Annotated in this window: 14 protein-coding genes and 1 pseudogene; 7 read left to right on the top strand and 8 right to left on the bottom strand. The window is 64.4% G+C overall.

The features are described from left to right. Nucleotides 1-200 precede the first annotated feature (200 nt). The 5 genes from IVB54_RS22335 (at nucleotide 201) to gmk (ending at nucleotide 4,883) form a co-directional block, all read left to right on the top strand. Complete coding sequence (locus IVB54_RS22335) at nucleotides 201-440, top strand: acyl carrier protein (protein ID WP_006020277.1); 240 nt, start codon at nucleotides 201-203, stop codon at nucleotides 438-440. 108 nt (nucleotides 441-548) lie between these two features. After that, on the top strand, nucleotides 549-1,814 hold the full coding sequence (gene fabF, locus IVB54_RS22330) for a beta-ketoacyl-ACP synthase II (protein WP_026233736.1): 1,266 nt from the start codon (nucleotides 549-551) through the stop codon (nucleotides 1,812-1,814). Between the two features lie 125 nt (nucleotides 1,815-1,939). Beyond that, nucleotides 1,940-3,214, top strand: coding sequence for an endolytic transglycosylase MltG (gene mltG / locus IVB54_RS22325; protein WP_018459115.1), 1,275 nt, complete (start codon nucleotides 1,940-1,942; stop codon nucleotides 3,212-3,214). A gap of 118 nt (nucleotides 3,215-3,332) precedes the next feature. Then, a complete protein-coding gene (locus tag IVB54_RS22320) occupies nucleotides 3,333-4,220 on the top strand; it encodes a YicC/YloC family endoribonuclease (protein ID WP_018459114.1) in 888 nt (295 codons plus the stop codon). A gap of 3 nt (nucleotides 4,221-4,223) precedes the next feature. Next, a complete protein-coding gene (gene gmk / locus IVB54_RS22315; protein WP_018459113.1) occupies nucleotides 4,224-4,883 on the top strand; it encodes a guanylate kinase in 660 nt (219 codons plus the stop codon). Here gmk and IVB54_RS22310 read toward each other — a convergent pair. From IVB54_RS22310 to IVB54_RS22285, 6 genes are all read right to left on the bottom strand, one after another. Then, entirely contained in the window at nucleotides 4,816-6,027 is a 1,212-nt protein-coding gene (locus IVB54_RS22310; protein ID WP_018459112.1) for a hypothetical protein, read from the bottom strand. The genes gmk and IVB54_RS22310 overlap by 68 nt on opposite strands. Nucleotides 6,028-6,177: 150 nt before the next feature. After that, nucleotides 6,178-6,666 (bottom strand): hypothetical protein, encoded by a 489-nt coding sequence (locus IVB54_RS22305; RefSeq protein ID WP_018459111.1) that lies wholly within the window; start codon nucleotides 6,664-6,666, stop codon nucleotides 6,178-6,180. Between the two features lie 28 nt (nucleotides 6,667-6,694). Beyond that, the gene (locus IVB54_RS22300; RefSeq protein ID WP_247297476.1) at nucleotides 6,695-8,041 is read right to left on the bottom strand and encodes a caspase family protein; all 1,347 of its coding nucleotides are present in this window, start codon (nucleotides 8,039-8,041) and stop codon (nucleotides 6,695-6,697) included. A 791-nt stretch (nucleotides 8,042-8,832) separates the two neighbouring features. After that, on the bottom strand, nucleotides 8,833-9,444 hold the full coding sequence (locus tag IVB54_RS22295) for a protocatechuate 3,4-dioxygenase (protein WP_026233735.1): 612 nt from the start codon (nucleotides 9,442-9,444) through the stop codon (nucleotides 8,833-8,835). Beyond that, on the bottom strand, nucleotides 9,444-10,127 hold the full coding sequence (locus IVB54_RS22290; RefSeq protein WP_247776448.1) for a tripartite tricarboxylate transporter substrate-binding protein: 684 nt from the start codon (nucleotides 10,125-10,127) through the stop codon (nucleotides 9,444-9,446). Before IVB54_RS22290 ends, IVB54_RS22295 begins: the two co-directional genes overlap by 1 nt. Nucleotides 10,128-10,141: 14 nt before the next feature. Continuing rightward, nucleotides 10,142-10,423, bottom strand: a complete 282-nt coding sequence (locus IVB54_RS22285) for a hypothetical protein (RefSeq protein ID WP_247776447.1) — start codon at nucleotides 10,421-10,423, stop codon at nucleotides 10,142-10,144. 113 nt (nucleotides 10,424-10,536) lie between these two features. Between IVB54_RS22285 and IVB54_RS22280 the strand changes: the two genes are divergently transcribed. Continuing rightward, entirely contained in the window at nucleotides 10,537-11,529 is a 993-nt protein-coding gene (locus IVB54_RS22280; protein WP_018459107.1) for a LysR family transcriptional regulator, read from the top strand. 166 nt (nucleotides 11,530-11,695) lie between these two features. After that, entirely contained in the window at nucleotides 11,696-12,310 is a 615-nt protein-coding gene (locus IVB54_RS22275; RefSeq protein WP_018459106.1) for a hypothetical protein, read from the top strand. A gap of 63 nt (nucleotides 12,311-12,373) precedes the next feature. On the opposite strand, the gene IVB54_RS22270 is transcribed toward IVB54_RS22275, so the two are convergent. Both IVB54_RS22270 and IVB54_RS22265 read right to left on the bottom strand, forming a co-directional pair. Continuing rightward, on the bottom strand, nucleotides 12,374-13,075 hold the full coding sequence (locus tag IVB54_RS22270; RefSeq protein WP_018459105.1) for a Crp/Fnr family transcriptional regulator: 702 nt from the start codon (nucleotides 13,073-13,075) through the stop codon (nucleotides 12,374-12,376). Nucleotides 13,076-13,092: 17 nt separating this feature from the next. Continuing rightward, a pseudogene (locus IVB54_RS22265) lies at nucleotides 13,093-13,331 on the bottom strand (hypothetical protein). Nucleotides 13,332-13,444 lie beyond the last annotated feature (113 nt).

Raw genomic sequence — 13,444 nt, 5'->3', positions numbered from 1 at the left:
CAACGGATGGGCAAAGAACGCCATTGCAGGTTTTTGAAACCCTGTATATTGGCGATGCGGAGCCTTGGCCGTCATTCGCCGGGCCTGCATCGGTTAGGATGGGGCCAGATCAAAGTTCGTAAGCGAAGGCAGTCAACGACCACGACGGCTCGTATCGTCCCGGGGGGTCGGGTCTACAGGGAACAACACGAGGTTATGCAATGAGTGAGATTGGCGAGCGGGTTAAGAAGATCGTGGTCGAACACCTTGGTGTTGAACCCGAGAAGGTTGTCGACGCTGCGAGCTTCATCGACGACCTCGGCGCCGACAGTCTGGACACCGTCGAGCTGGTGATGGCGTTCGAAGAGGAATTCGGTTGCGAGATTCCGGACGATGCCGCGGAAACGATTCTCACCGTCGGCGACGCCACCAAGTTTCTCGAGAAGAACGCGAAGAGCTAACGCTCTTCATTTTCGCGGGGACAACATTGAAACCGGACGGACCGCCCAACAGCGGTCAGCCGGTTTCTTGTTATTGGCCGTGAATCTTTCGATGCGGAGTTTTCGGACATGAGGCGGGTTGTCGTTACGGGTCTTGGCATGGTTTCGCCACTCGGCTGCGGAGTCGAGCCGACCTGGAAGCGCATCCTCGACGGCGAAAGCGGCGCACGCAAAATCGAGAGCTTCGATGTCTCCGATCTTCAGACCAAGATCGGCTGCACGGTCGTGCGCGGCGACGGCACCAACGACACTTTCAATCCCGACATCTGGATGGAGCCGAAGGACCAGCGCAAGGTCGACGACTTCATCATCTTCGGCATGGCCGCAGCCGGCCAGGCGCTCGACGATGCCAACTGGCATCCCGAGACCGAAGAGGATAAATGCGCCACCGGCACCATGATTGGATCCGGCATCGGCGGCCTCAACGGTATCGCCGAGACTGCGGTCCTGCTGAAGGAACGCGGGCCGCGCCGGGTCTCGCCGTTCTTCATTCCGGGCCGCCTGATCAATCTCGCCTCCGGTTATGTCTCGATCAAGCATGGGCTGAAGGGGCCGAACCATTCGGTGGTCACGGCCTGCTCGACCGGCGCTCACGCGGTCGGCGATGCCGCCCGCCTGATCGCGCTCGGCGATGCCGACGTCATGGTTGCGGGCGGCGCGGAATCGCCGATCGGCCGCATCGGCATTGCCGGCTTCAACGCCGCGCGTGCGCTCTCGACAGCCTTCAACGAAACGCCTGAGAAGGCCTCGCGTCCCTACGACAAGGACCGGGACGGCTTCGTGATGGGCGAGGGCGCCGGCGTTCTGGTCCTGGAAGAGCTCGAACACGCCGAGCGCCGCGGCGCGAAGATCTATGCCGAGGTGATCGGCTACGGTCTCTCGGGCGATGCCTACCACATCACCTCGCCGTCACCCGACGGCGACGGTGGCTTCCGCAGCATGGCGGCAGCGCTCAAGCGCGCCGGCCTCACCGCGTCCGATCTCGACTACATCAATGCGCACGGCACCTCGACACCGCTCGGTGACGAGATCGAGCTCGGTGCGGTCGAGCGTCTGCTCGGCAATGCCGCTTCCAAGGTCGCGATGTCCTCGACCAAATCGTCGACCGGTCACCTTCTGGGTGCGGCTGGCGCGATCGAGGCGATCTTCGCCATTCTCGCGATTCGCGATAATGTCGTGCCACCGACCATCAACTTGGACAATCCATCGGTCGAGACTGCGATCGATCTCGTGCCGCACAAGGCGAAGAAGCGCGAGGTCAACGTCGCGTTGTCGAATTCTTTCGGTTTTGGCGGTACCAACGCATCGGTGATCTTCCGGCGTCCGGTCCAATAGTTTGTGTTTGCGACGAATCCACCATTTTGCCGTATTCGGCGATAGTCATACAAGTGGGCGCGTGTACTTGGCCAGACAAGCGATTGTCGGGTCGCATTTGAACCGGCAGGATTCAGGTTGCTTCGATGAGTGAAAGGCCGCCCATTTCGCCCCGGAGCCCGCGGGCAGCGCTCGAGCCCGAGCAGGTCCCGCCGCCGCCGAAGCGATCGGACCGCGCGCGCAATCCGTTCGTGATCGTCGGCAACGCCATCATCACCCTGCTGCTGATTGCAATGATCGGTGCGGGCGGCGTGTACTATTACGGCCGGCAGGTGCTCGAGGCGCCGGGACCGCTGAAGGAAGACAAGATCGTCAACATCCCGCAGCGCGCCGGCAAGCGCGACATCGCCGAGACGCTGAACCGGGAAGGCGTGACCGACGTCAATCCGTGGGCGTTCATTGCCAGCGTCGCTGCGTTGAAGGCGAGCTCGGACCTCAAGCCCGGTGAATACTCGTTCCAGAAGAACGCGTCCTTGCGCGACGTCATTGCCACAATCGTCGAGGGCAAGGTGGTGCAGCATGCCGTGACGATTCCGGAGGGCCTCACCTCCGAGCAGATCGTGGCGCGCCTGTCCGACAACGACATCTTCACCGGCAGCGTGCGTGAGCTGCCGCGCGAAGGCACGCTGCTGCCCGAGACCTACAAGTTCCCGCGCGGCACCCCGCGCGATCAGGTGATCCAGCGCATGCAGCAGGCGCACAAGCGCGTGCTGACCGAGATCTGGGAGCGCCGCAATCAGGACATTCCGGTCAAGAGTCCGGAGCAACTGGTGACGCTGGCCTCGATCGTCGAGAAAGAGACCGGCAAGCCTGACGAGCGCAGCCGTGTCGCCGCGGTGTTCGTCAATCGCCTGAAGCAGAGGATCAAGCTGCAGTCCGATCCCACGATCATCTATGGCCTCGTCGGGGGCAAGGGCACGCTCGGCCGTCCGATCAAGCGCAGCGAGATCACGCAGCCTTCGCCCTACAACACCTATGTCATCGAGGGCCTGCCGCCGGGCCCGATCTCCAACCCCGGCCGCGCCTCGCTCGAGGCTGCCGCCAACCCGGCCCGTACCCGCGACCTCTATTTCGTCGCGGATGGTACCGGCGGGCATTCCTTTACCGAGACCTACGACGCGCACCAGAAGAACGTCGCCAAGCTGCGCGCCATGGAAAAGCAGATCCAGAACGACACGGTCGAGCCGGCCGAGGACGCGCAGCCGCCGGCCGCCGCCGCGCCCGGCGCCGCCGATACGCCGACGGCGACGACGCCGGCACGCCCCAACCAGCAGAAGAAGCCGCCGGCCGCTCGCCCCCCGGGTCCGCCGCCGGCCCGACAAGGCGCGGTGCAGGCCTCGCCCCCGGTGGTGCAGCGCTAGGCCTGCGCGTAGACCTGCCCCGCGGGACTTTGCGGATTACATTTTCCTGCAAAATAGTCTTAAGATTCGCGTGGCTTGATGGCCGCGCGAATCCCGTGCTTCTGGAGAAATTGACCTGATGGCGTTGTCGTCCATGACCGGCTTTGCCCGAAGCCACGGCGCGAGTGGGCCGTATACGTTCGAATGGGAATTGAAGTCGGTCAATGCCAAGGGCTTTGACTTGCGGGTGCGGCTGCCGCAGGGGTTCGACGAGCTGGAGGCTCATGCCAAGAAGCGCGCCGCCGAGCTGCTCTCACGAGGCACCGTCTACGCCAATCTGACCGTCAAGCGGGCCAATGCAGCCACCAGCGTCCGCGTCAACGAGGACGTGCTCAACGCCGTCCTCAAGGCCGCCGCCGTGATCGCCGGCAAGGTCGATGCGGTCGCGCCGAGCGTCGACGGGCTTTTGGCCATCAAGGGGGTCATTGAGGTCGCCGAGCCCGAGGGCGACGAGGAGGAGGACAAGGCCGCGCGCGCCGCCGCCGCGGATGCCTTCGACAAGGCGCTCGCCGAACTCGTCGAGATGCGCAAGCGTGAGGGGACCTCGCTCGGGCAGATCCTGATCCAGCGCGTCGACGAGGTCGAGCAGCTGGCGAAGAAGGCGGAGGCCGCGCCCGGTCGCAAGCCCGAGGCGGTCAAGGCCAGGCTCGCCGAGCAGATCGCGAGCCTCCTCGACACCTCCGACCGTTTTGATTCCGACCGCCTGATGCAGGAAGCGATCCTGATTGCGACCAGGGCCGACATCCGCGAGGAGCTCGATCGGATCGCCTCGCACATCGCGCAGGCGCGCGAGCTGATCGGCAAGGGCGGCCCGGTCGGGCGCAAGCTCGACTTCCTGGCGCAGGAGTTTCACCGCGAAGTCAACACCTGCTGCTCGAAGTCGAACGACATCGAGCTGACCAATACGGGGCTCGCCATGAAGAACGTGGTCGAGCAGTTCCGCGAGCAGGTCCAGAATCTGGAGTGATCGATGACGATTGGCGGTCACGGAACTGATGGTGTCGAGCGGCGCGGATTGATGTTCGTGCTGTCCTCGCCGTCGGGCGCGGGCAAGACGACGCTGTCGCGCATGTTGATCGACCGTATGCCCGGCCTTCGAATGTCGGTGTCGGCGACCACGCGGGCGATGCGGCCGGGCGAGGTCGACGGCAGGGATTATTCGTTCGTCGACAAGGCTACCTTCGGCGCGATGGTGAAAGCCGACCAGCTGCTGGAATGGGCGACCGTGTTCGACAACAGTTACGGCACGCCGCGTGCGCCGGTCGAGGCGGCGCTGTCAGCCGGGCAGGACGTGCTGTTCGACATCGACTGGCAGGGCACGCAGCAGCTCCGAGAGAAGGCGCGCGCCGACGTCGTCAGCGTGTTCATCCTGCCGCCCTCGGCTGCCGATCTCGAGAAGCGGCTGCATTCGCGCGCGCAGGATTCCGACGAGGTGATCCGCAAGCGCATGAGCCGCGCCAGCCACGAGATGAGCCACTGGGCCGAGTACGACTACATCGTCATCAACCACGACGTTGACGAGGCCTTCGCCGAGGTGCAGTCGATCCTGAAGGCCGAACGCCTCAAGCGCGAGCGGCAGACCGGCCTCGTGGGCTTCGTGCGAGGTCTGCAAGGTCAACTTCAAGGCTAGTAGGCTGCGTCAGCCGCGGCCCGTCCTTCGCCAACCGTTCCAGCATCGTCGTGATCACGTCGATGTCGATGGCGTTCTCGACTCCCGCGTCGTCATGGCCGGCCGGCTCTTCGTCATTCACGTCGTTGGCCGCGAGCTGCGGTGCGGCCTCGATCTGGAATTCTCCGTTGAAGATATCGGCCTCGTCGAGCTCTGCGGCCTCGACGTGGACTTGGTCTTGCGCTTGCGGGGCGAGCTCGTCGATCACATCGATCTCGCGATCGATCGCGGCGAGCTGCGCGGTCTTGAGCTGGGTTGACTGCGGACGCAGGGCATCGAAATCCACCGGGCGGGGCTGCCGAGCGTGCGGCGCGCCGGCGGGCGCAGCGTTGAGCCAGGGTGCACGGCCATCGTCGTGATCGTGCGGCTCAAAATTGTCCCAGTTGACGCGGCGCTGGTCGGCGGCCTGGACGCGCATGCGTCCACCGGCGAAGCGGTAGATGACGCTGGCGAGGATGCCGGCAAGCGCCAGCGCGCCGCCGATCACGAGCAGCAGCATCTGGAGCGAGCCGGTCTGCTTGTCGGCGGTGCTGTCTGCCGCGGCCAGAGCCATCGGAGCAGGGGACTTCGCCGGCTTCGCGGTCGGCTGCGCGGCGGCCGCGACAGGTGCAGGCGACGGCTGCTCTGTGGGCGCGGCGGACGCCGTGGAGGCGTCGGGCCAGCGCCCGGCGACGGCGGGCTGCTGTGCGTTGGCGTCAGCGGAGGGGTTCGCAGCTTGCTGCGTCGGCGCCGGTCCCGCCTGTGCAGGCGTCTTCACGGCGGCGATGCTCTGCGGCGTCAGATATTCGGCGCGCGCGTCCTCGACCGAGTGCTGCTGCGGCACGGCTGAATCCGCTGCAGGCGTATCGGGCGCAGTCTGTGCGGTTTGGGTGGCCTTGCCGCCTTCGGCGCGCAGATACCAGCACTGCCGCTTGGTCGCGCGCTCGAGGCGATAATGCCAATGCTGGCCCTGCGGCGCGGCGCCCTTTGGCGAGCCAAGGCAGTCGCTCGCGGCATTTGCCGTGCTCGGTGGCGTCGATGCATTCTGCGACACGGCGGCAAGTGGCGCGCCGGCAATGATGCTGCCTACGAGGGCAGATAAGAATTTTGCGGTGCGGTTGCCCATCCTGGTCTCCCGATTACGCATGACGCAACTCGTTACCTTCCCTTTGTCGTCAAAGACTTGGGTGGCAATGAGCCGCAAATCCGGAGAGGATGTGGCCTGAATCGGGCTTGCGCGGCGTTCGTTCCCCCGCGAAACCAGACTTTTTCGCTGCTATTGCTTGGTCGAAGTCCAGGTTCCGCCGCAGCCGTCCGAGCGGCGGAAGGAACCGGAGCCGCTGCGGGCAGCGAGGCGGCCCGAGCCGGTAAAGGTCACGCCATCGCCTTGACCGAACGTGCTGACCGCGCCGCTCGCGCTGACGGTACCCGTGACGCCTTGGCCTATGACCTTGCCCGAGGAGACCACGACCGCGCCGGACGTGGTGCCGCCGCAGCCGACGCTGACGACCATCCAGGCGCCGTCGAAACTCACGCCACCGCCTCCACCACCGCGTCGCGAGGAGCTGCGCGGCTCCTCGGCGGGCTTGCTGCGGCGCGCCGAGGGCGCCGGCTCGGCGGAACGATCCGACCGCGAGCCGGACAGCGATTTCTCGTCATTGCCGATCGAGCCGCCGGCGCTGCCGGACTGCGCAACGGCGGACGGTGGAGCGCCGACGGCGGACAGGAAGACGGTCAGGGCAATCGCAGGGATGATGGCGCGCATGAGTAAAAATCCAGAATGAAAAATCGTATCAGCGGCCGGAGCCGTCGGCACAGACGGAACCGATAATGCGGCAAGCTTTGCCAGCCTTGCCGCATTCGTCAAGCGCGGCATCTTTCGCGCGCTGCACGCTGTCGCGCTGGACCAGCGACCAGGATTTGTCGGAGATCGCGAACGCGCCGCAGCGGTTGCCATAGAAAGACAGCTCGATCGGACATTTGGCGCCGGCGCAATTGCCGCGCGCATCCGCCACCGCCGCGCGCCGCGAGGCGTGGTTCCAGGAGATGCCCCATTTGCTGCCGTCGGGGCCGTAGACGATCGAGCCCCATGGCTTCAGGTCCTCCATCTTGCGCATCCGCAACAGCAGGCCTTCGGTGGCTTCGCCCGTCGGCGCCATGGAAATCCGCTGCTGGAGTTTCGTGATCGCGCGGGTCAGTCCATCAGGGCTGTCAGGATCGAAATTGAGCTCGTAGAGCCGCTCGCTGAGTTCGCTCAGCAGGGCGGCATCGCGCAAGGGGACGCGGTCCGGATCGGCGCGCAGCCGATCCGCCGGCGGCGGATCGGGCTGCATCGCTGCGACCTGCGGCGGCGCGGTTTGCGTGGGGGCGACGAAATAGAAGGTGCCGTCGAGCGGCGAGGACGACACCCAGGGCTGCTGCGCGCCGGACGTGGCGCGCTTCACCGCGAGGCCGACCTGGTTGAAGGTCTGGAACACGTCGAGGCCCGCGGTCCGGACCGTCGCGGCCAAGGCCTTGGTGTAGGGGCTGTGGCCGTCGCTGCCGTCCTGGGCGACGTTGCCGGGTTGGGTTGCGTAGGAGATCAGCGTGCCCTCGGGCGCGCGCATCTGCGCGAGGCCGCCATCGGAGGCGCGCAGGCCGCGTGAGCCGAAGGGGTTGTTGCGGCAGGCGTCCAGGATCACGAGGTTGAGGCGCGTGCCCGATCCCTGCATCTGGCGCAGCACGAGGTTGACATCGGTCATCTGGAAGTCGACGTCGGCCTCGCGGGTCGGATTGGCGCCGACCGGCACGAGATAGTTGGCGCCCGAGACCTGCACGCCGTGGCCGGCATAATAGAACAGCGCGACGTCGGCGCCCTGCACCTGCCGGCCAAAGCTCTGCACCGCCAGATCCATCGCGCCCTTGTCAAGATCGAGCTGGGCGCGGCCTCCGACCAGCGTAAAGCCGAGCAGGCCAAGCGTGTCCGCCATCAGGCTCGCGTCCTTGGATGGATTGTCGAGCGGCGTGATGTTCTTGTAGGCGGAGTTGCCGACCACGAGCGCGATGCGCTTCTCGGCCGATGCCGGGTGCGTTGCGACGACGAGCAGGGCTGCGACCAGCATCGCCAGCCCCGGGACGCGATTGAAAATCCTCGCGCGCATCAAAATTCCCCAAACAATATCGCCATTCTACCAGCTCGAGGCGCGGGCGAAAAGCGGTGCGACAGTGTGTACAGCGTTGGCCGGTCGCGCCGGGGAGGGCGCACGCTTGCGCGTTCCCGCGGCAGATTCTGCCCGAACCTTGCTGCCGTTCATCGCCCAACTGGAGGCCAAAGGGCGCAGGGAAGGCCGGGCGCCGGCGGCACCCGTTGGTCCGTGCGCTACAGGAATGCACACGGGGTGGACCGATAGGGTGGCCGATCGCCCGGCCTTCCCTGCGCGGATGGTTTTAACGGTGTCCTTCGTGCTCTCCCCGGGGAGCGATGCACTATTGCCCCCGTCGCCTGGCCGATCGATGATGCGCGCGCCCGGTCGGGCCGCCACATCACCGCGAGGCTTGACGCACAGACCCCGGGCGTCAGGACCACACGACTTCTCCATCCGCGGACGGTCCGGCCGAAATCATCGAGGGCTTGCGTGTGCTCACCCCCGATGACCGACAAGCCCGCTCTCCAGCGCCGTGTCGTACGCGTCGCGCGAGGACTCACGGTTGCCCGCCCTGTCGTCACGCCGCCCGCGCCGTCGCTGCCGCGTCCACCGCCACCCGGCCCGCATGTCGTGACGGTCGCGAACGCCCCTTTGGCAGGGCCAGGATGACGGGCGTATGCCACAAATCCGAAATTCGGAAAAGCGAAATATTTTTGCGCGGAGGCCTTGACGGGGGTGTTTTGCCCGACGCGTCAGCGCCGGTGGCGAACGACCCAAATCGGGCTTGGAGCCACCTGAAACGCTTGTCATCCGCTGGCAAGAACAATGTCGAAATGCGCGATCAACGCATGCCTCTCAAGGCGTGATGGCGAATTTTGCAGAGTAACGATTAACCTTTCCGGATGCGGGGCCGCATTGAGCCAGCGGTCGGTCACGTTTTCTTCTTCGCCAGCGAAATACAACTGGGTCACCAGGCAATCGAACCGCCCCTCAACGGTGAGATGAATGTGCGGCGGCCTGACCTCGCCCTCTGCTGTCGGATAGCGGCCCGGTTTGACGGTACGAAAGCTGTAGTGCCCGGCCGCATCCGTTGTGAGACGCGCGAAGCCTTTGAAATTGGGATCGAGCGGCGCCGGATTGATATCACTCGGATGACGATATTTCCCCGCCGCGTTGGCTTGCCAGATGTCAATGCGTGCATGCGGCACCGGCGCTCCCGAACGCGTGAGCACGCGTCCGCTGAGATGGATGAGCTGGCCCAGCGCCTCAGCGGTGCTGCCGCTTGGACGCGCCAGATCGGTTGCCAGATCGGGGTGCTCCGAGACCGGGTAGAACGGGCCGACAATCTGCGGCGGCGTGATCGCCAATGCTGCTGCATCGCGGCCACTCGTCTGGGCTTTGGATGGGGTCTGGCTCATCAAGGCAGCTTGATATCCGCATCCTTGACGACCTTGGCCCAGTGGGCGATGTCACTCCGGATTCCCTCACCAAATTCTGCGGCGGTGCCACCCACGGCTACGGCTCCTATCTTGTCGAGGGAAGCACGGATCTTCGGCTCGAGAAGTACCTTGTTAATTGCCTTGTTGAGCTGCGACGTTACTTCCGCAGCCGTTCCACGCTTCGCTGCAAAGCCGATCCAATCGGCTGTCACCAGATCGGGAAAGCCTGCCTCGATCACAGTGGGAATGTCTCCCAGGGCAGCAATCCTGGTGGGGGCGGTGACGGCAAGCGCTCGCAACTTGCCGGTCGCAATGAGGTCAATAACCGGAAGCGTGGTGACAAACATGTATTGGACGTTGCCGCTGATCAGATCGGTGATTGCTTGGGAAAACTGCTGGTAGGGCACGTGGGTGGCGCGCACGCCCGCCTGCAATGCAAACATTTCGCCGATCAGGTGCGAGGGGGTGCCGAAGCCCGCGGAAGAGAAGTTGAGCTTCCCTGGCTTGCTCTTGAGCAACGCCACCAGACCGGCTAACGAGTCGACCGGCAAGGAAGGCGTTGTAACGAGCACGGTGTAGGATTTCGATATCTTGATCACCGGATCGAAATCCACATCCGCCCGTGTCTCCGCCTTCGGAAGCAGGGCCGGGGTGACCGTCATCGGAAGGCTCATGGTCAGCAGTGTATAGCCGTCCGCCGGAGACCGCTCACGTCGTTCATGGCAATGGTCTGCAGCGCACCGGGGCGATCTTCCACCACAAGTCGCCAGCCTTCATTGGCGGCGAGCTCGTCGGCGATCATGCGGCTGATGATGTCGGGCGGTGTCCCCGCGCCGGCAGGGACTACAACACGTATGAGATTGGACGGATAAGGTTGCGCGGCGACCTGGCCGGGCAGCAACAATCCCGCGAGGCTTCCGAACAGGAAGGTGCGACGGGGTACATGAATGTTCGACATGGCTGCTCCAAACCTTGGCGGTGGAGGGTAACGCGAATTGCAGCTTGTCCCGCGGATCTATATAAGAAAAGTTCTATTTCTCGATAGTTCTATTCCATTTCGGAAAGGGTCGCATGCTCGATGCATCCCAGATCAGCCGTCGGATCAAGCTGCGGCAACTGAACGTGTTTATCGCCGTCGTGGAATACGGGAGCATGGCGAAGGCGGCCGAGCACCTAGCCATTTCTCAGCCTGTCATATCCAAGATGATCGCAAGCCTGGAGCAAACGATCGGCCTTCCGCTTCTGGAGCGCAGCCGGCTCGGCGTTGAGCCCACGCTTTACGGCAAGGCCTTGCTCAAGCGCAGCATTGCTTTGTGCAACGATTTGCGGAGTGGCGTCGACGAGCTGCAATCGCTCGCTGATCCCGCGGTGGGTGAATTGCGCATTGGCAGCACCGAGCCCGTGATGGCCGGACTACTGCCGGCCATCATTGACCGGCTATCCCGGCAATATCCGAGGCTCGCGCTTCACATCATCGAGGGCGAACCGCCGGAGCTTCAGGATCGTCATCTGCGCAATCACGACATCGACCTCATGATAGGGCGCCTGCCGAGCCCGACACCCGCTGCCGATACCGACGTCGAAGTGCTGTTGCACGAAAGCGGTGTCGTTGTCGCAGGCTTGCACAGTCCGTGGGTGGGGCGGCGCAAGATCCGCCTCGACGAGCTGGTCAACGAGCGTTGGTGCCTGCCGCCGCGCGAAAGCTTTCCGGGCGGCTGGATTGCCAACGCATTTCACGCCTCCGGGCTGGAGGTGCCACGTGCCAGCGTAACCGTGTATTCGATCCTTATGCAGTCGGCGTTGCTCTCGTCGGAACGATTCCTGAGTTTCCTTCCGGCATCGATGTTGCACTTCAGCGCGAAGCGGCTGTCGATGAAGGTTTTACCGGTGGAAATGCCTATTCAGATGTGGCCGATCGGGATCATTGCGATGAAGGGCAGAACGCCAAACCCTGCTCAGCGGCTGCTCGTCGAGTGCGCCCGGGAGGTCGCAAAGCCGCTCGCAGGTAAGCGAAACGCGCGTCGTTCCGCTCCTGCGCGGCCATCGTCGGCTACCCCGGGGTAAGGCGGTGGCCGGGCGAGCGCAGCGAGCATTCCGGAGTGCTGCCGCGGAACGATTTCTGGAATGCTTGTCTTCGCCGGAAATGACGCCGAGGAGATGGCGGTCCAACCGGATCACCTCGGGAAACTTATGCTTCCGGCCGTCGTTTAATTGCGGCTGAGGAGACGCCATGCCGATCAAGGACCAGATCAAAAATCTCGCCAAGAAGTTCGTTGAGGATCACCCCGACGCGGCAACGCTGCGGGCGCTCGTGCGGGCTCGGAAGCCGACAGCCATCCGTTTCCAGGACGATGGCATCGTGCCGAATAACCCGCATTTTCCCGTCTTGCTCTATCGCGGCGCGGTGAACCTGAAGACCCGGCGTTTTGCTCCAGAGGTCATCATCGACACGCTGTTCGATCGTCACGGCTGGGGCCGCTCTTGGCGCGATACGGTTTATGACTTTGTCCACTATCATTCGCAGATCCACGAAGTGATGGGCGTGGCACGCGGCACGGCCAGGATCGAGTGCGGCGGGATCAAGGGGCGAATCCTGAGCGTGAAGGCCGGAGATGTTCTGGTCCTTCCCGCAGGGACCGGACACCGACTGATCGAGTCCAGCCGGGACTTCCTGGTCGTCGGAGCGTATCCGCAGGAGGGGACGTATGACGAGTGCACCGACACGCGAGAGCGTCCTGACGCCAGCAAACGCGTCGCCAAGGTCCGCAAGCCGAAGACCGATCCCGTGCTGGGTGCCGGCGGCCCGTTGCTCAAATCATGGCGGATAAAGCCATCGCGATCGTGAGGCGGGGGATCGCTTTTGCTGTGCCGGTTCGAATGTCGTTCGTTGGGACGCCGCCCGTCTTTGTCAGGTCAGATAATCCGGCGTGAAATCCGCGAGCGCGCGGAGCTCGTCGGGTTGCAACAGCTCGATCTCGCTTCCCTCCCAGGCAATCAATCGGCGCCCTCTCAGCTCCTGGATGGTGCGATTGACGTGGACGATCGACAGTCCGCAGGCATCGGCGACGTGCCGCTGCGTCATCGGCATCTGGAAGCGGCCGTTCTTGACGAGGCCCACGACCTCCAGCCTTGCGGCGAGCTCGCAGATCAGATGGGCCACCTTCGGCAGTGCCGCCTGTGCGCCGAGGCGCGCGATCCATTGTCGCGAGATCGCCGCATCGATCAGCGTCTCGCGCCAGAACGCGCGGGTCAGGTGAATGGAGCCGTCGAGCAGCTGCTTGAGTTGGCTGTGTGCGACGTAGCCGACGAGGGAAGGGCCAAGACCGACGAGGTCCGCATCCATCGGCGAGACCAGCAGCGTGTGGAGGCACGGCATGTCGCCGGGAACGTGGAAGGCGAGGATCTGGCTGCGATCGCCGACGATGCGCGCCTGATAGAGGAAGCCGCTGACGACGAAAACGCAGCGAGAGGTATCTTCACCCTGGCGCAGCAGGGTCTCGCCGTCGGAGACCTGGCGCAGCGTGGACGGCAGAGCCGCGATCTGGCGGCGTTCGTCGTCGGAGAGGCCTTCAATCGCCTGGAGATGTGCGATGAACTTGGGGTGCGGCATGGAGAGGAGGAGGTGTTTCAGTCGTCACCCGGCATCGCCGGCTCGAGCAGGCATCGTGAGAGTTTCGCGATGGTCCAATCGGACACGGGAACCGCCTGGAACTCGCGGATGGCGCGCGCAAGCTCCTGATCCGACATCGGCCGCGCCGCTCCTTCAGCGTGCCTCGCTGGAAGGCAGCGCTGATACTGTCCAGGTGCTCGCCCGACTCCGATGCGAACAGGTGGCGAATGCGCTTCAGGATCGTCGTAGAGCTCATGCGAATGGCGGGCGCAGTCAGCGATCGAGGGACGGTGGGCTGCGACCAAGTAATGTCGCAGACCGGTAGCAACCTGTGCTTCCGACCCGCGTTCTAGTCCGCTGGATACGGGC

Origin of the sequence: Bradyrhizobium sp. CW1 (genome assembly GCF_023100665.1) — a bacterium.
Classification (GTDB): domain Bacteria; phylum Pseudomonadota; class Alphaproteobacteria; order Rhizobiales; family Xanthobacteraceae; genus Bradyrhizobium; species Bradyrhizobium canariense_D.
Note: the sequence above shows the minus strand (reverse complement) of the source record. Positions and strands in the feature narration are given on the sequence as shown.